Origin of the sequence: Rhizobium sp. FKY42 (assembly GCF_005222835.1) — a bacterium.
Taxonomy (GTDB): domain Bacteria; phylum Pseudomonadota; class Alphaproteobacteria; order Rhizobiales; family Rhizobiaceae; genus Neorhizobium.
Genome location: NZ_STGA01000029.1, coordinates 357,778 through 373,926 on the forward strand (window position 1 = coordinate 357,778; position 16,149 = coordinate 373,926).

21 protein-coding genes are annotated in these 16,149 nt (G+C 59.1%); 6 read left to right on the top strand and 15 right to left on the bottom strand.

Features of this window, described 5'->3' with window-relative positions:
* Positions 1-151: 151 nt before the first annotated feature.
* A complete protein-coding gene (locus E8M78_RS12540; protein ID WP_137135347.1) occupies positions 152-616 on the top strand; it encodes a DUF5330 domain-containing protein in 465 nt (154 codons plus the stop codon).
* Between the two features lie 186 nt (positions 617-802).
* Complete coding sequence (locus E8M78_RS12545; protein ID WP_137135348.1) at positions 803-1,219, top strand: SufE family protein; 417 nt, start codon at positions 803-805, stop codon at positions 1,217-1,219.
* Positions 1,220-1,223: 4 nt separating this feature from the next.
* On the opposite strand, the gene E8M78_RS12550 is transcribed toward E8M78_RS12545, so the two are convergent.
* The 10 genes from E8M78_RS12550 to E8M78_RS12595 all read right to left on the bottom strand — a co-directional run bounded on the left by E8M78_RS12550 (position 1,224) and on the right by E8M78_RS12595 (position 9,686).
* A complete protein-coding gene (locus tag E8M78_RS12550) occupies positions 1,224-2,018 on the bottom strand; it encodes a DUF6456 domain-containing protein (RefSeq protein ID WP_137135349.1) in 795 nt (264 codons plus the stop codon).
* Entirely contained in the window at positions 2,011-2,445 is a 435-nt protein-coding gene (locus tag E8M78_RS12555) for a hypothetical protein (protein ID WP_137135350.1), read from the bottom strand. Before E8M78_RS12555 ends, E8M78_RS12550 begins: the two co-directional genes overlap by 8 nt.
* Before the next feature lie 487 nt (positions 2,446-2,932).
* Positions 2,933-3,361: a MucR family transcriptional regulator gene (locus E8M78_RS12560; protein WP_062552876.1), complete on the bottom strand. Its 429-nt coding sequence runs from the start codon at positions 3,359-3,361 to the stop codon at positions 2,933-2,935.
* Positions 3,362-3,766: 405 nt separating this feature from the next.
* Complete coding sequence (mnhG, locus tag E8M78_RS12565; RefSeq protein ID WP_137135351.1) at positions 3,767-4,120, bottom strand: monovalent cation/H(+) antiporter subunit G; 354 nt, start codon at positions 4,118-4,120, stop codon at positions 3,767-3,769.
* Positions 4,120-4,473 (bottom strand): cation:proton antiporter, encoded by a 354-nt coding sequence (locus E8M78_RS12570; RefSeq protein WP_137135352.1) that lies wholly within the window; start codon positions 4,471-4,473, stop codon positions 4,120-4,122. The genes mnhG and E8M78_RS12570 overlap by 1 nt, the downstream gene beginning before the upstream one ends.
* Positions 4,473-4,946, bottom strand: a complete 474-nt coding sequence (locus tag E8M78_RS12575) for a Na+/H+ antiporter subunit E (RefSeq protein WP_137135353.1) — start codon at positions 4,944-4,946, stop codon at positions 4,473-4,475. The genes E8M78_RS12570 and E8M78_RS12575 overlap by 1 nt, the downstream gene beginning before the upstream one ends.
* A complete protein-coding gene (locus E8M78_RS12580; RefSeq protein ID WP_137135354.1) occupies positions 4,943-6,526 on the bottom strand; it encodes a Na+/H+ antiporter subunit D in 1,584 nt (527 codons plus the stop codon). Before E8M78_RS12580 ends, E8M78_RS12575 begins: the two co-directional genes overlap by 4 nt.
* Positions 6,527-6,535: 9 nt before the next feature.
* Entirely contained in the window at positions 6,536-6,913 is a 378-nt protein-coding gene (locus E8M78_RS12585; protein WP_137135355.1) for a Na+/H+ antiporter subunit C, read from the bottom strand.
* Entirely contained in the window at positions 6,913-7,332 is a 420-nt protein-coding gene (locus E8M78_RS12590; protein ID WP_062552882.1) for a Na+/H+ antiporter subunit B, read from the bottom strand. Before E8M78_RS12590 ends, E8M78_RS12585 begins: the two co-directional genes overlap by 1 nt.
* Positions 7,329-9,686 (bottom strand): putative monovalent cation/H+ antiporter subunit A, encoded by a 2,358-nt coding sequence (locus E8M78_RS12595; protein ID WP_137135356.1) that lies wholly within the window; start codon positions 9,684-9,686, stop codon positions 7,329-7,331. The genes E8M78_RS12590 and E8M78_RS12595 overlap by 4 nt, the downstream gene beginning before the upstream one ends.
* 200 nt (positions 9,687-9,886) lie before the next feature.
* On the opposite strand from E8M78_RS12595, the gene msrB reads away from it, so the two are divergent.
* Together msrB and E8M78_RS12605 are read left to right on the top strand one after the other, a co-directional pair.
* On the top strand, positions 9,887-10,291 hold the full coding sequence (msrB, locus tag E8M78_RS12600) for a peptide-methionine (R)-S-oxide reductase MsrB (protein WP_137135357.1): 405 nt from the start codon (positions 9,887-9,889) through the stop codon (positions 10,289-10,291).
* Between the two features lie 386 nt (positions 10,292-10,677).
* On the top strand, positions 10,678-11,139 hold the full coding sequence (locus E8M78_RS12605) for a protein kinase (RefSeq protein ID WP_137135358.1): 462 nt from the start codon (positions 10,678-10,680) through the stop codon (positions 11,137-11,139).
* 85 nt (positions 11,140-11,224) lie between these two features.
* Here the strand turns inward: E8M78_RS12605 and E8M78_RS12610 are convergent, their stop codons facing one another.
* The 4 genes from E8M78_RS12610 to E8M78_RS12625 all read right to left on the bottom strand — a co-directional run bounded on the left by E8M78_RS12610 (position 11,225) and on the right by E8M78_RS12625 (position 13,370).
* A complete protein-coding gene (locus E8M78_RS12610) occupies positions 11,225-11,743 on the bottom strand; it encodes a GNAT family N-acetyltransferase (protein ID WP_137135359.1) in 519 nt (172 codons plus the stop codon).
* Between the two features lie 69 nt (positions 11,744-11,812).
* Entirely contained in the window at positions 11,813-12,481 is a 669-nt protein-coding gene (locus E8M78_RS12615) for a hemolysin III family protein (RefSeq protein WP_137135360.1), read from the bottom strand.
* 143 nt (positions 12,482-12,624) lie between these two features.
* On the bottom strand, positions 12,625-12,945 hold the full coding sequence (locus E8M78_RS12620) for a TraR/DksA family transcriptional regulator (protein ID WP_137135361.1): 321 nt from the start codon (positions 12,943-12,945) through the stop codon (positions 12,625-12,627).
* A gap of 14 nt (positions 12,946-12,959) precedes the next feature.
* The gene (locus tag E8M78_RS12625; protein WP_137135362.1) at positions 12,960-13,370 is read right to left on the bottom strand and encodes a universal stress protein; all 411 of its coding nucleotides are present in this window, start codon (positions 13,368-13,370) and stop codon (positions 12,960-12,962) included.
* 194 nt (positions 13,371-13,564) lie between these two features.
* On the opposite strand from E8M78_RS12625, the gene E8M78_RS12630 reads away from it, so the two are divergent.
* Positions 13,565-14,428 carry a VOC family protein gene (locus E8M78_RS12630; RefSeq protein WP_137135363.1) on the top strand — a complete coding sequence of 288 codons (864 nt, stop codon included), beginning with the start codon at positions 13,565-13,567 and terminating at the stop codon, positions 14,426-14,428.
* A gap of 76 nt (positions 14,429-14,504) precedes the next feature.
* Positions 14,505-15,671 carry an AI-2E family transporter gene (locus E8M78_RS12635; protein WP_137135364.1) on the top strand — a complete coding sequence of 389 codons (1,167 nt, stop codon included), beginning with the start codon at positions 14,505-14,507 and terminating at the stop codon, positions 15,669-15,671.
* 16 nt (positions 15,672-15,687) lie between these two features.
* Here the strand turns inward: E8M78_RS12635 and E8M78_RS12640 are convergent, their stop codons facing one another.
* Positions 15,688-16,083, bottom strand: coding sequence for a DUF930 domain-containing protein (locus E8M78_RS12640; RefSeq protein WP_137135365.1), 396 nt, complete (start codon positions 16,081-16,083; stop codon positions 15,688-15,690).
* Positions 16,084-16,149: the final 66 nt, after the last annotated feature.

Below are 16,149 nucleotides of genomic sequence, written 5' to 3' on the forward strand. Positions count from 1 at the left end.
TTCCGACGTGATCACTAAAATTCGAGACAATATTGATCAAAATGCTGGCTTTTACCGCAACGGGACGTTTTTGCCTGCGTTCTAGTGTGTGTGTCAGAACAGATCCGGCGAGAACAAGCCGGTGACAAAGCAAGCGAGCGGATGAACAGCAATGTGGTTCCTCTTCAAGACGAGTGTGGTTTTCGGCATGGGGCTGGTGGTGCTATCCTACTTCAGCACCCACACGCCCGATGCCAAGGAAGCCGGAGCGAACCAGCTCCAGCTGGCCGAGGCCATATCGGCGGCAAGCGGCGCCTATAGCTACATCAGTTCGCTCTGCACCGAAAAACCCGAGGTATGCGAAAAAGGCGGAGAGGCTTTCGTTGCCCTGACCGCCCGCGCCAAGGAAGGCGCCCGCGTTGCCTTCGAATTCCTCGATAAACAGTTGGCGGAAGAGAAAGCAGCGCAGCCAAAACTGGCCGCCAATGCCCCGGCCACCATGGTAACGAACACGGTTGCCAGGCCCGAACTGCAGCCGATGCCGCCAAAACCCGGCAGCGACAGAACTAGCGCTTCCTCCGATGCCGTCGTGACCGGAACCGTGGTTCCCCTGCCGATGAAGCGGCCAGACCGGTAGCCTGACGACCAATCGCAACGAAATTTGACTGATCCCGGCACCGGGCATCCCCGGTGAAGGTTGTTACTGCCCCTGACTTTCAGCATTGCTGACGCCGCAAGAAACCTGTTCCTGCGGCGTTTTTTTCCGTTTCCGTTGCCGGGTGAAGTTCCTATATGGAAAGATCACACGCTTGGCGGAGACAGCATGACCAGCATCGACCAGATCATTGAAGATTTTGCCTTTCTGGACGATTGGGAAGATCGCTATCGCTATGTGATCGAACTCGGCAAGGCGCTGCCGGACTTGCCCGAAGACAAGCGGACCGCAGAAAACAAGGTGAATGGCTGCGCGAGCCAGGTGTGGCTCGTCTCCCATACGCAAGAAGGTACGGATCCTCTCATGACGTTCGAGGGCGATTCCGACGCGCATATCGTGCGCGGCCTGGTGGCAATCGTTCTTGCCGCCTATTCGGGCAAGCGCGCCTCCGAGATCGCCGCGACCGATGTCATCGAAATCTTCAACCGCATCGGCCTCGTAGAAAACCTGTCCACCCAGCGGGCAAACGGACTGCGCTCCATGGTGAAGCGCATTCGCAACGAGGCAGCCCACGCGGCGGCATGACTTTTCAGCGGCTGATAGCGGGGCGGTAATCCTCGGCTCCCCACTGATGACGGCGGGGCTTGGCCGGTGGCGGAGCATAGTGGCGGGCAAGCGCCAGAAGTGCTGTCCGCAGCATCAGCTTTGCCGAACGGGTGGGCCAACCGCGTTCGCGTTCCACCTGCTCCAACCCCTTGTAGAAGCAGCAGACATCCAGCGTGACACCGGCAAGTTCCGGCCCGATGGCGTCGACGGCGCGCCAGAGGCGATCGCGCGCCATCATTGCGCTATCGGATAGATCCTGCTTGCCGCCGCCCTGCCCTGAGCCACGCGTTGCCAGCCGGGGTTCCCAGGTGGATGTGATGCTTGGCTGCAATTGGCCGCGCTCGAAATCCGCAGCCAACCGGTCGCCCGCTTCCACCGCCTCCTGCGGCAGGAACGGTGCGCCGGTACGATCCTTCAACCGACGAAGATGGCCGAGCGGCGATTCCAGCAGATTGCGGGTCACGGTCTGCTTCTCGCCGGCAATCTCCACCTCGATGCGCACCTCCTGCCGGTGCTGGGCGGCAAAGCCTTCCTCTTCCCGTTCAGCCATCGCGCGGCGCAGATAGGCGCGCGCCTCCGGCTGCGCGCGCAGCATGGTTCCAGACCACACGACGAGGCCGCGCGATTGCGCCGCTTCATAGGCCATCGCGGGAAAGCTATGGCTTGCGCCCTGCCCTTGCCTCAGTATCAGCTCATCGGCATTCAGAACCGCGGCAAGCCCATCCGGTGCGGCAAGCAGAGTACGTAGCAACCTGGGCAACTGAACCATTTCAGCCATTGATATCGACCTTCTGCTGATAGGCGAAACGCGCGCCAAGACGGCCGACGATTTCGAGCACGACATCCAGATGGAGATCATCGCGGCTGTTCTCGACCGCCTGGCAGGTTTCTCGCACGGAGGTGCGCGATAGGCCGAAGATTCGGGCGAGCTTGACCTGCGATATTCCGAGCACGACATGGCAGAGATAGAGCGTAATCAGGCGGCTGTTTCGCTCGCGGATCCGATCACGAGACCGGCTGACAATCGGCAGGAGATCCTCGATGCCGAGCACCATATGTTCCATCTGTAGGCAATGTTGTGTCAGACGGGAGCGCGATGGCGATGGTAAACGTGAACGCCCCCCCTTACCCGTATGAAACGTTTGCAACGGATCGTGGCTGAAAAATGCGGAGGTAGAGGCCGAAATTGAATCTTCGAATAACATGAACAACTCCTCGATGTAGGAATTAATTCATAATTTATAACGCCATCCAGCCTCCGCTGAAAAGAGGCTACGGTCATTTTTCTGGGAATTATAGCCTAACCGTCCACAATAGACTTGATTTTCTTCCTATTGCGGATCTCAATCCCCAACCGCAAAGCAGTCACGACGAAGGGGGAAGATTCGACCACTGCACGCAAGCAGACTAGTCGCATTTTCACCCTTTAGAACTGGTAACGGTCATTGCGCAGGTCGCGCAGGCCGAGACATATCACCCGGCGCCCGATGGATCGGGTCCGGGGATAGGACGCTTATACCAAATGTCGATGATAGGAACCTATTGCGTCGGACCGGAGGCCTTCATCTGACGTGGGACGCATACCGGAGAGCGATGCTCCTGCATCGGTCGAGGATTGCGACAAAGTCGGGGAAGGAAATCCGGCCACCCGGAGGACCGGGCGCTTTTGGTCCCTATCGGCGACATTTGGTATTACTTGGCGCGCTTGCGGCGCTGGCCGAGGCCCATTTCCTTGGCAAGGCGCGAACGGGCTTCCGCATAGGCCGGAGCAACCATCGGATAGTCGGCGGGCAGGCCCCACTTCTCGCGATATTCTTCCGGTGTCATGTTGTAATGCGTCATCAGGTGGCGCTTCAGCGACTTGAACTTCTGGCCGTCTTCCAGGCAGATCAGATAGTCATCTTCGATCGACTTGCGGATCGGAACAGGCGGCTTCGGCTTTTCGACAGCAGCCGGCTGCGGAACAGGCGACGTGGTGTTGCTGAGGGCGGAATGCACGTCGGCGATCAGGTTGGAAAGATCACCTACCGGCACGACATGATTGCTGACATAGGCGGCCACGATATCGGCGGTCAATTCCACCAAAAAATCGGGCGCCTTGCCTGCTGCAAGTTCAGTCATCGTAGATCTCCTGTTTTTGTTAGCTCGGCAAGCGGCAAGCCGCCCGCCATTTTCACAGCGATCTCGCCCATGTTTTGCACCTGCTTCAAGATGATCCGAACCCACCCCTAGGCTCGACAGGGACAACCACAGAACGAGATCGGATTACTTGGCATTCCGCAAGACTCAACAAACACTAGAGCGGCCACAACCATGAAACCAGATCTTGGAAGTGGCATATAGCCGGATGAGCGAAGCGGACGTCAATATTCGTACTCTGCATCAATGCGAATAACACCGTTCCGAACAAAGTCCAAATACAATTTGCATGTGTTTATTCTGATCTGGCCCAATAAAGAGGTTATAGTATTTCCTGACCAAAGCGATGCAGCGCAAGCGGCCCCTCTATTTGGAACGGTAACCACGTTATTCAAGAGGTCTGTCGCGCCGCAATTCGTCCATCACTGTTTTTTCATGCAACCTGTAGCCAACCTCATGCGCTGCACGTGCCAGAAGATGTGCCGAAATGGGCGCCGTCAGAATGAAAAACAGGAACCCGGCCAAAGCCCGAAAAAAGATGGACAGCTCGCCTGCGTGAAGGCCTGCCGCCAGCAGCAGAAGACCGGACCCCACCGTGCCCGCCTTGGAAGCGGCATGCATGCGCGTGAACACGTCCGGCAATCGATTGAGACCGATTGCCGCAACCAGAGAAAACAGACTTCCCGCAACAATGATGATTGCAACAGCCAGCAAAAACAAGGAATTGAAGAAGTCTGCCATCAGCGCACCCTTCTCGTGTTAGTATGCGAGGCCGTTTCTGCCCGCGCCCCGTCTGCCTTATCGCCCTCTTCGTCCGCTGTCTGACGCGACAGGATGAAGCGCGCAAAGGCAACGGTTGCCAGAAAGCCGACAAGGCCGAGCGCAATGGCAATGTCGATGTAGAGCGTAAAGCCCGTTTTGACCGCGATGATGGCGATGAAGCCGATGACGATGCCAACCAGCATATCCAGCGCGACAACGCGGTCGGCAAGCGTCGGCCCCTTCACCACCCGATAGACCGTCAGAAGGAAGGCGACACTTAAGATCGCCAGCCCCAGCCATACTGCAAAATTGAACAGGGTTTCTGCCATCATCAGCGGAACGCCTCCATGATCTTGCGCTCGAACCCTTCGGCGATATCCCGCTTGGTGCCTTCGGGATCGGAGCAATCGATCGCGTGCACATACAGCGTGCGGCGATCCTCCGAGACATCCACCGACAGTGTTCCGGGCGTCAAAGTGATGAGGTTGGCGAGCAGCGTGATCTCGAAATCGCGGTCCACCGTCAAAGGAAAGGCGAAGATGCCGGGCTTCAGGTCCATATCCCGCCGCAGGACGAGTGTTGCGACCTTCCAGGCCGACAGCGCCAGTTCCTTGAAGAAGAGGATCGTCAAAGACAGGATGAAGCGTACCCGCCGCAGATAACTGACGCCTTCCGCCTGTTCGCGGATCAACCCGATGGCAAGCGCAGACACCAGAAAGCCGAACAGGAAGTTGACGAAGGTGGCGCTGCCACTGACCGCGATCCACAATATGGCGAGAAGCAGGTTGAGGCCAAGCGCCGTCATTGCGCACCTCCTTGCGGGAAGACCGAACGGACATAGGACTGTGGGTCAAGAAGACCGGTCGCTGCCTGTTGCGACAAGGATAATGGCGCTTCGGGAAACAGGCCGAACAGCACGATGAGGGCTGCCAGCCCCAGGATCGCGACAGCCGCCAGCCGGTCCTGCTGTTGCGGTCTGGTGACGTTAGAGGTAGCGCGTTTGGAAGCGGGGCTTTCAGCAGCAGGACGCCAGTAGGCCAGAAGAAAGGTACGGCCAAGCGCGATGGTGGCCAGAAAGCCGGAAATGAGAATGCCCGCCGCCAGCCACCAGGCGCCGATATCCACCGATGCCTTGACCAGCATGATCTTCGGCCAGAGACCGGAGAAGGGCGGCAAGCCCGCCACCGCCAGGAACAGCGCCAGCGATACGAAGGCAAAGCCGGGCGCTACACTGTAAATGCCGCCGCCTGCCGAGAGCGTCCAGGAACCGGTCAGCGCCTTCACCCGGCCGATTACGAGATAGAGCGCAGTCATGGCCAGAATGGAATGTAGCGCATAGAGCACGGCACCGGACAGGCCGACCATGGTGCCGGTTGCGATGCCCGCCAGCATGTTGCCAATGCCGAGGATGACGGCAAAGCCCGCCATGCGGCGCAAATCGTTCTGGGCCAGCATGCCAAAGCCGGACAGGACCATGGTGAGAACAGCGACAACCGCCAGCACGAAGCTCAACTCTTCCCGCTGCACCGGAAACAGCATGACCATGACGCGCAGCAGCGCGTAGATGCCGATCTTCGTCAGCAGGCCGCCGAAGAGTGCCGACACGGTGATGCGCGGCGTATGATAGGAGGCCGGCAGCCAGAAATTGACCGGGAAGGCCGCCGCCTTCATACCGAAGGCGAGAATGAACAGCGCCGAGAGCGTCATCAGCGGCGCACCGGAAATCTCCCGCGCTTTCAGCGCAATATCCGCCATATTGAGCGTGCCGAAGATGGCATAGAGATAGCCGACCGAGATGAGGAAGAGCGTGGTGCCGATCAGGTTGAGAACGGCGTATTTCAGCGCACCATCGATCTGCTGCTTTTCGGACCCGAGGATCAAAAGGCCGAAGGACGAGATGAGCAGCACTTCAAACCAGACATACAGGTTGAAGACATCGCCTGTCAGGAAGGCGCCGGAAACGCCGGCCATCAGCAGCATCAGGAACGGGAAGAAACCGTAGCGGCGACCGCTATCACTGATATCCGTCAGTGCCGCTATAGCCGCCGCGAGGCCCGCGAGGGCCGAGACGAGTGCCATCAGCGCGCCCAGCACATCCACCGTAAAGGCGATGCCAAAGGGTGGCAGCCAGCGCCCCATCATCATGGTCACCGGCCCGCCGGTGGAAACCTTCAACAACAGCGCTGCATCGATGAGCACCAGAGCCACGAGCGCCGGGATGGCAATGAAGCCGTGACGATCAACGCGGTGGCGCATCATCATCAGAAGAGCGCCTGCGGTGATCATCAGCGCGGGCGGCAGGATAACGAGCCACTCACCAAGGCCCGGAGGGGCCATGACGAAGGCTTGTGACAGATCGACGGGGGTGGAGGATGGAGAAGCCATGGTCCGTCCTCAATAACCGGTGGGTGGCAGGGGTTCGTTCTTCGGTTCGGCCAGACGCATTTCGTCGGTGTTGTCCGTGCCGAGTTCCTGAAAGGCGCGATAGGTCAACACCAGCAGGAAAGCGAAGAAGGAAAAGGAAATCACGATGGCCGTGAGGATGAGGGCCTGCGGCAACGGATTGGCCGTATTGCCCGGCAGCACATCCAGCCTCGCCGCGATGATGGGCGGCACTTCCCGCGTCAGCCTGCCCGAGGTGAACAGCAGCAGATTGACCGCATTGCCGAGCAGCGCAATGCCCAGCAGCACGCGCACCGACTGCTTTGACAGCATGAGATAGATGGCAGCGGAAAACAGGATGCCGACAAGAACCGCGAAGAGTGTTTCCATCACGCATCATCCTTTTCTTCCAGAGCCAGCGCAATGGAGGTGATGGAACCGACGACCACCAGGTAGACGCCGATATCGAAGGACATGACGGTGGCAAGCGGCACTTCCACACCGAAGAGATGCGGATAGATCCACAATCCCGTCATGAAGGGCACGCCAGCGAAAGCCGAAATCAGGCCGGAGACGACGGCCAGCATCAGCCCTGCCCCGGCGATCGACAGCGGATGAAACCACAGCGCCCGGCGCACCGCCGCCACGCCATAGGCGATGCCGTAGATTGCAAAGGCCGATGCCGCGATGAGCCCGCCGATGAAGCCGCCGCCCGGTTCGTTATGGCCGCGCAGCAAAACGAAGATCGAAAACACGATCATCAGCGCCGTCAGGAACGGCGCGACGGTGCGAAAGATCAGCGTATTCATGCGCCTTCTCCTTCCGGTGCATCAGGATCGTTATCGCGCGGTTTGAGGGTGGTGGAACCTGTACGGATGCGGATCAGGGCCAGGATGGCAAGGCCGGTGATCATCACCACCGCGATTTCTCCCAGCGTATCCGTGCCGCGGAAATCGACGATGATGACATTCACCACATTGGCTCCGTGGGCGATGACCTTGGAGTAGGCGTTGAAGAATTCCGTCAGGCTGTTGTTGAACGTGCCTTGCGTCGCCTTCAGCAGCAGCAGCATGAAGCCTAGACCGCAGGCGACGGCGACCGCGCCATCCCCCAGCTTCTGAAGGACTGGGCGATGATCGGATGGCATCAGTCGCAGCCGCGTCATGACCAGCGCCAGGATGACGACGGACAGTGTTTCGACCATGAACTGGGTGAAGGAGAGATCCGGCGCACCAAACAGCAGGAAGAGAACGGCGACGGCGAAGCCCTGAATACCGAGCGCGACGATGGCCGTAAGACGGTTGCTGGCCGTGAGCACGGCGACTACGCCGATGGCGGCGATGGCGAGGAAGACCCATTCATGCAGCATGACATCAACAGGCCATGCCGGCAGCGCCGGAAGCTCGCCATAGACAATGGGCGGCACAAGCAGGGTTACGGCAACCAGAACGAAGGTGGCTGTCACGTAGACATCCATGCGTCCCGGCTGCACGATGCGCGTGACGGCACTGGAGAACTTCACCAGTCCGGCGATGAAGGCATCGAACGCGCGGTCCGGTCCCGGCCCCAGTGCATCGATGAAACGCGACATAAGCACCCGCGCCTGCGCCAGCCGCCAGAAGACGAGAGCGCCGAGCGCCACGGTGATGATGGAGAGCAGAAGCGGCATACCCAGATGCGGCACGGTGGACATCGTCACCTGAACCGGCTTGTCCTCAATGGCGCTGGCCATGGGTGACGAAATGAAGCGATGGGCGGTTGAGGAAAACAGACCCGCGAAAAGCCCCAGACCCGCCAGCACCACCGGGCCAAGCCACAGCAGAACCGGCCCCTCATGCGCATGTTTCGGTGTCTTTACCGGCTTGCCGAGGAAGGGTTTCAGCGCCACGGCGAAAGCAATGGCAAACATCAGCGCATTGCCGATGACGGCAACAGCGGTGAAGAGCATGGCGCGCAGATTGCCGCCTGCCAGCGCATAATAGATCTCTTCCTTGGCAAGAAAGCCAAAGAACAGCGGCAGCCCGCCCATGGACAAGGCAGCGAGCAGCGCCGCGCCAAAGGTAATGGGCATGGCCGAACGAAGACCGCCAAGCCGCGTGACATCGCGCGTGCCCGCCTCGTGATCGACAATACCCGCCACCATGAACAGCGCGCCCTTGAACAGCGAATGCGCCACCAGATAGAGCACTGCGGCGGAAATGGCGTGCTGCGTATCAAAGCCCGTGAGCATGACCAGCAGGCCGAGCGAGGCCATGGTTGTATAGGCGAGCATCAGCTTCAGATCCGTCTGCCGCAGCGACAGGAAGGTGCCGACAATCAGCGTAATACCACCGAAGAAGGGCAGCAGGATTTCCCAGGCGGGTGTTTGCCCCAGAACCGGGTTGAGCCGCAGCAAAAGATAGACGCCCGCCTTCACCATGGTTGCCGAATGCAGATAGGCTGAAACCGGCGTTGGCGCTTCCATGGCATTGGGCAGCCAGGCATGAAAGGGAAACTGCGCCGATTTGGTAAAGCAGCCGCCCAGAATGAGCAGCAGCGCCGCCAGATAGAACGGGCTTTCGCGGACCAGATCACCGCCGTGGATGAGCAGCGAAAGCTGGGTGATGCCGCTGATGTTCCAGAGAAACAGCAGACCGGCCAGGAGTAGAAGACCGCCGCCGCCGGTGATGACCAGTGCCTGCAAGGCCGAACGCCGTGCCGCTTCCCGCGTGTGATCGAAGCCGATCAGCAGGAAGGAGGTGATCGAGGTCAGCTCCCAGTAGACAAACAGCATGAGGAAGCTATCCGACACCACGACGCCCAGCATGGAGCCCATGAACAGCAGGATGAAGGCGAAGAAGCGCCCCTGCTGCGGGTGGCCCTTCATATAACCGCCCGCGTAAAGCACGATCAGCGTGCCGATGCCGGTAATCAGCAGCGCGAAGGTGAGCGATAGCCCATCGATGAACCACGAAAAGGACAGGTTGAGGCTGGGCACCCAGGCATAGCCGCCCGTGACGACCTCACCATTGGCGATCTCCGGCAGATGAGACGCGAAGTAGAGAAAGGAACAGGCGGGCGCCAGCGCCAGAAACCACGCAGCATTGTGTCCGAACTTCCGGGTCAGCGGCGAAGCAACGACGGCGGCCAGGAAGGGAAGCAGGAGACAAAACAGGGTGATCACTGTGTGTGCTTCCTTTCTGAAAATTGCTGCGAAGCATGCGCCGGACGGCACACTATTGACGAGAATCCCGCGGGACGGGTGCAGACTCCTTACGGCAACAAAACAGCTGGCTCAATGATTTTAGGCAAAAAACAGCCGTCTGGCGTCTTTGTGATCGGCCTTTACATTCTTATCTTAGCGAGAAAGAGAAGGAGAAACCCATGAGCGACGTCAAGACGAGGGTCGAAAAGAGCGATGCCGAATGGCGCGAGCAGCTAACGCCTGAGCAGTATCGCATTCTGCGGCAGCAGGGCACGGAACGCGCCTTTACCGGCCCCTACTGGAATTCCAAGGACAAGGGACTTTATCGCTGCGCCGGATGCAACGAGCCTCTGTTTCTATCAGACACGAAGTTTGATTCCGGCTGCGGCTGGCCAAGCTATTTCGAGCCGGTGAAGCCCGATGCCGTGCGTGAACTGCGCGACACCTCGCATGGCATGGTGCGCACCGAAATCCGCTGCGCCTCTTGCGACGGACACCTCGGCCATGTCTTCCCCGATGGCCCGCCACCAACCGGCCTGCGCTACTGCATCAACGGTCACTCGATGGTGTTCGAGCCGGTGTGAACCGGTGTGTGTTCTGCAACTGCCAAGCATTCGCTGTCAGGAAAATTCATTTTCACACCGAGCGCGTATATCCTATGGTTGTGGCAGGAAGGGCGGTAACGGGCCTTTCCCGGAGCCTAGAAAACTCTGTGCCGCAGACGGTCGGTGTCGACCGTCAAAATGACACCCCTCAGCCATAGGTTCGTGGCTGAGGCGGTGGTCTTATGTCTATAAGATCCACTTCCCACCAGTCTCTATGGTCGGGGAGGCCCTGACTATGTCCAGAGCTTCGGCTTAAAGGTCAGGGCGGTCGTTCTGTGGCGATTTTTCTAGCTCCCCGGCCACCAGAGGTTCGCGCCTCCGGTGGTCGCTTCGTCTTGCGAGGTGATTTTGGGGAGATAGAGGGAATGCCGGATTACAATTTCTGGGCCGACCTGCTGGATACGTGGCAGGCTTCATCTGACTGGATCAAGGCGCTGACGATCCTCACGCCGCCTGCGAGCTTGCTTGGCATTCTTGCTCTTCAACTGTGGTATCGTCTTCAGGTCAAAGGCATGGGCCCAGGCATCGGCACAGGCATGGGCACGGGTGCCATTCATCGACAGCCAGCCGCCTATGCACCGGGAGAGACAGTGGGTGATCCTATGCTCGGTGCACTGATTGATGTGCGTAACGATCTCCAGAGCGGGTTACATTCCGGCGGAAATCGCTCTCTTCCCGCGACCACGGCACCCCAGGGCGAGGATGGACAATCAGACCTGAAATCCCGGCTTCGCCGGATCATCACCGATGAATATCATCGCGGCAGCAGCCCGGAAGAGGCGCTGCGGCGGGCGCGAGATATCCTTGACCGGCGGAATGGCGACTAAGGCGTTTCACGATTTTTTCAGAGGCGCGAACCTCTCCTGGAATGCCCCCTCAAACTCTCGGCCCTGCGCCTTGCGTTCCAAGCGCTCAGACCGGATCGCCGCTGCCGGTCCTGAGTTCCATGCAGGTGAGATCCAGCCAGCGGCCAAACTTCACGCCGACCTGCGCAAAGGTTCCGACATGGCGGAAGCCCAGCGCCTCATGCAGACGGATGGAGGCCTTGTTTTCCGCCTCGATACAGCCGACCATCACGTGGATGCCGCCCGCTTTCGCGCGCTCCACCAGTTCCGTCATCAGCAGCCGACCGATGCCCGCGCCGCGATGCTGATTGTGCACATAGACCGAGTGTTCGACCGTGTGGCGGAAGCCTTCGAAGGCGCGCCATTCGCCATAGGCCGCGTAACCGGCCACCTCGCCCACGCGATCTGCCACAAGAACGGGAAAGCCCCTCGCCTTGCGCACCGCATACCACTGGCGCCGGTTTTCGAGATCGACCAGATTATCGTTCCAGATGGCCGTCGTGTTCGCCACCGCATCGTTATAGATGGCGAGGATGGCGGGAAGATCGGCCTCGGTGGCCTCTCGGATGACGGGCGCAGCACTCATGGGATTGTCCACTATGATAAACGTTTCGTCTCGCTTATCAGATGATGTGGGGATAGGTCCAGCACCGCCTCACGCACTTGCGGGCGTGAGGCTGAAGCAGGTGAGCACCGCAGAATAATGCACCATGGCGGCGGAGATGACAAAGCCGTGCCAGATGGCATTCTGGAAACGCAGGCGTTCCCAAACATGGAAGATGACGCCGAGCGAATAGATGACACCGCCGATGACGATGAGCCAAAGCGTGATGGACGGCAAAAGCTGAGACAGGGGCGCCACGACCACGACACCGCTCCAGCCCATGCCGAGATAGAGCAGGATGGCAAGCCGGTCATACCGCCCCGGAAAGACGCATTTCAACGTAATGCCGAGTGCCGCCACCGCCCAGACAAAGATCAGCATGCCGAAGATCAGCGGATCATTCGCGCCCTTTTGCAGGAATGGCGTGTAAGTGGCTGCAATCAGAACGAAAATGGCCGAGTGGTCGAACCGGCGCAAAATCCATTTGGTGCGGGAATGCGGCCAGATATTGTAGGTGAAAGAGACCGAAAGACAGAGCAGCAGGCCAATGCCATAAACCCAGGCGGCCGCCAGTTCGCCATGGCTGGCCCACAGCGTTGCATAGAAAATCAGTGCCGTGACGCCAATCAAAGCCAGCACGATGCCAATGCCGTGCACCACGCCATCGGCCACGATTTCATGAAAATCATATCTGCGCCCAAAGGCAAACAGTTCCGTCATATCGTCCCAACACTCTTCGAACAGAATCGCAATGTGCCGAAGAGCTTACCGAGAGACAACGGATGATTTATGAAAACGCGCATCACTTTGTGTCATGCGCGTTCAAAGATCGTCAGGGAAATGACGGTGGCGTCATTTCGGTACTACTGTTCTTTCATGCAAGTACAGCAGAGCGCTGCATGAGGAACGGAGGCAAGGCGCGCCTCGCTGATTGGCTCGCCGCATCTCACACACGTGCCAAAGGTGCCTGCCTGAATGCGGGCAAGCGCCGCCTCAATGGAAGCCAGTTCCTTCTGGCCTGCTTCACCGAGGCTTTCCAGCACTTCATCATTGTTGCGCTCGATTGCCCGGTCGTCATCATCCGGATTGCAAGGCTGATCGAGATCAGCCTCGATCTTGTGCAGACGGCGATCAAGCTCGTTGCGGCGCGCTTCAAGCACCTGCTGGTAATGATGCGTATCCATTTTGATTCTCCTGATCAGCGGTCTACGAGAACCGAGCATTTGGCGTGGCGCACGACGCGGTCCGCGGTCGCACCGATGAGATAATTGGAGAAGTCCGGCTTGTGCGAGGCAAGCACGATGAGATCTGCGCCGTAAACCTGGGCTGCCGCCAGAATTTCATGGGCCGGAGCTCCGGTGCGCACATCGATGCTGGCTGAAATTCCCGCCTTTTCCCGTAGGTCCTGAAGCTTCGTCATCGCTTCCTGTCGAGCGGACCCCAGAAGATCCGTGGGAACATCGATCGCCAGATAGCTCGGCAGTTCTTCCACCACGTTGACGAGAGCGATCTTGCCGCCCTGATCCAGAAGCGCGACGGCCTTCTTCAGAATTTGCTCGCCACGGTCCAGCTGGGCGATATCGATGGCGACGACAATGGATGCGTACATGTGCGTGATCTCCCGAGATTTGATGAACCCATTCTCCGTCTTGAAAGCGGAAGGCGCCTTGATGGAAATCAAACTCCGGGCAGCCGATCATCGTTCGGTATTGGTGAACAAAGTTTCGTCGGCGAGACATCTTTCTTGAACGCACGCGTGCGCTCATATTCGGAGCATCTTGAACACGGCCCAAGGCTTATCCCATGTCCGATACGACTCTGCCCTTTGCATTGACCCGACCCGCGCATGTGGATGCGGCGCATCTGGTGGTGCGGGATCTGGATCTGGTCAGCGGGTTCTATCAGAAGGCGATTGGCCTTTCGGTGCTTGAGAAGACCCCGAGCGGCGTGGTTCTGGGTGCGCATGGCACACCGCTTCTCACCCTTTCCACCAGTGGGCAAGTCAAGGCCGCGCCGCGCAATGCGGCTGGGCTTTATCACACGGCATTCCTGGTTCCCAACCGCCGGGAACTGGCCTCGTGGTTGGCGCATGCCGCCCATAGCGGTCTCCGCCTTGATGGCGCATCGGACCATCTTGTTAGCGAGGCGATCTATCTCTCCGACCCGGAAGGCAATGGCATCGAGATCTATCGGGATCGCTCGCCATTGGAATGGACCTACCATGCAGACGGGACGGTGGAGATGGCGACCAACCGGCTGGATCTACAGGCCCTCTATGACAGCGCCCCGCAGGAACGTTTCGGCGGCATGGCGGCCAGCACAGCGATTGGCCACATTCACCTGCAGGTCGGCAATATTCCGGAGGCCGATGCCTTCTACCGCGATGTGCTGGGTCTGAAGATCATGGCAAGCGTTCCCGGTGCAAGCTTCTTCTCAACGGGTGGCTATCACCACCATGTGGCGGCCAATATCTGGAACAGCCGGGGTGCGGCGGCGCGACAGGATGCCATGAGCGGCCTTCGCGATTACACCCTGCGTTTTGCCGATGAGACGGCTTTGACAAATGCGCTGGCGGCGCTGGAAAAGCTGGAAATTCCCACCAGCAAAACCGCCTCCGGCTGGACGCTGAAAGACCCGTGGGGGATCGGGCTTAATCTTGCTCACTGAAAGGTGATCCGTTCACCCACCAGCTGGAACCTGTCCCCTGTTTGTGCGTTGAAGGCCATCATTCAGGGGGTTTTTCATGGGAACGACAGTGGCCGGTCAAAGCCGGCAGAATGCCCGCCACAAACGGCAGGTTCTGGAACACGAGGCTGCGCGGCAGGACGAGCTGGCGGTTTACAACAATGACACGACCGAGTTCTCCCCCCTCGGTCGCGAGGCGCTGGAGGTGGCCAAAGCCTGGGCGGTGATCGGCATTTTCCTGATCATCGGCTTTGCTGTCGTGCAGCACCTTTCGCTGATCCTGAAGCCGGTGACACTGGCAATCGTTGTGGGCATGATCCTTGGCATGGTGGCCGAGCGCATGGGCCAATACGGGATTCCGCGCTTTGGCATTGCCTTCATTCTCTCCAGTCTCGTGATGGTGTCGATCTTCCTGATCGTCAATGCGCTCGCTGAACCCGTTGCGACCTTCGTCCAGTCAGGCCCGACGATCGTGGAGCAGGCGCTTGCCCGCATCACGCCCTTTCTCGAACAGCATCACTGGCTGAACATTACGCCAGCGACCTTCGAGACCGGTCCGATGTCCATGGAAAAGCTGATGGAAAACAGCACCAATATTCTGGGCGTCCTGTCCTCCAGCGTCACACCGGCCATCATTCAGGCGCTCATCTTCTTTGCGGGCCTTCTGCTGTTTCTCTATGGTCGGCTGAAACTACGCCGCGCCATCATCATGGCTTTTCCGTCCCGCCGCCAGCGTTTGCTGACGATCCGCATCCTGAACGCGGTCGAGGAGGTTCTGGGCTATTACTTCGCGACAGCCAGCCTCATCTATCTCGGTCTCGGCGTAGTCATGACGCTGATCGCCTATTTCGGCGGCCTCTCCATGCCCATCCTGTGGGGTATTTTCGCCTTTCTCTCCAGCTTCGTGCCCTATCTCGGCATCACGCTGATGACGCTTTCCGTTGCTGTGGCGGGCGTTCTTTCGCATGATACGCTGCTGATCGGGCTTCTTCCGGCCTTTGCTTTCTTCACCATTCACCTGATCATGGAGAACCTGCTGTTTCCGGCGGTCATGGGTCGGCAATGGGAAATCAACCCCTTCCTCGTCTTCATCGCCATCCTGTTCTGGACCTGGATGTGGGGCGCGATTGGAGCGATGCTGGCCCTGCCACTCTCGCTGATCGTGATGACGATTGCGCAGGAACTCTTTCCCGAACGCAAGACGGTGCCGCAACTGCCGGGGTAAACACCCCGGCGCCATCTCAGTTGTAGAGGTAGTATTCGCCCCAGTCCTCACGCGGAACCTTGGAACCGACCTTGTAATCGAAGGACTGGATGGTGAGGCCATCCTCCGCTGTCTTGCATTTGTATTTCAGGCGATACCAATCGCCCGCGCTGCGGAAAACGGCGCCGGGGGCTCTGAGCAGGCCTTCAGTTTCCTCCGTATCGGCAAAGGTATAGGCAATCACCTTGTCTGGCTTGTAACCCTCGCCCTGCTTCGCAATCCGGCTCATGGCTTCGATATCGCAGCGCTGTTCGCGCCGTTCATCCGGGGTCAGGCGATCCAGTTGGCGGATGATGCTGTCATCGAGAGCGTGGGCTGGTAGGCTCGCCGCACCGGTCAGAACCAGTGCCGCGGCAGTCATGGTTTTTATCATGTCGGTTTCCATCCAATATGACTCGGACGGGCCGGAAACTAGGCAAGCGACCCCCGCTTGGCTACC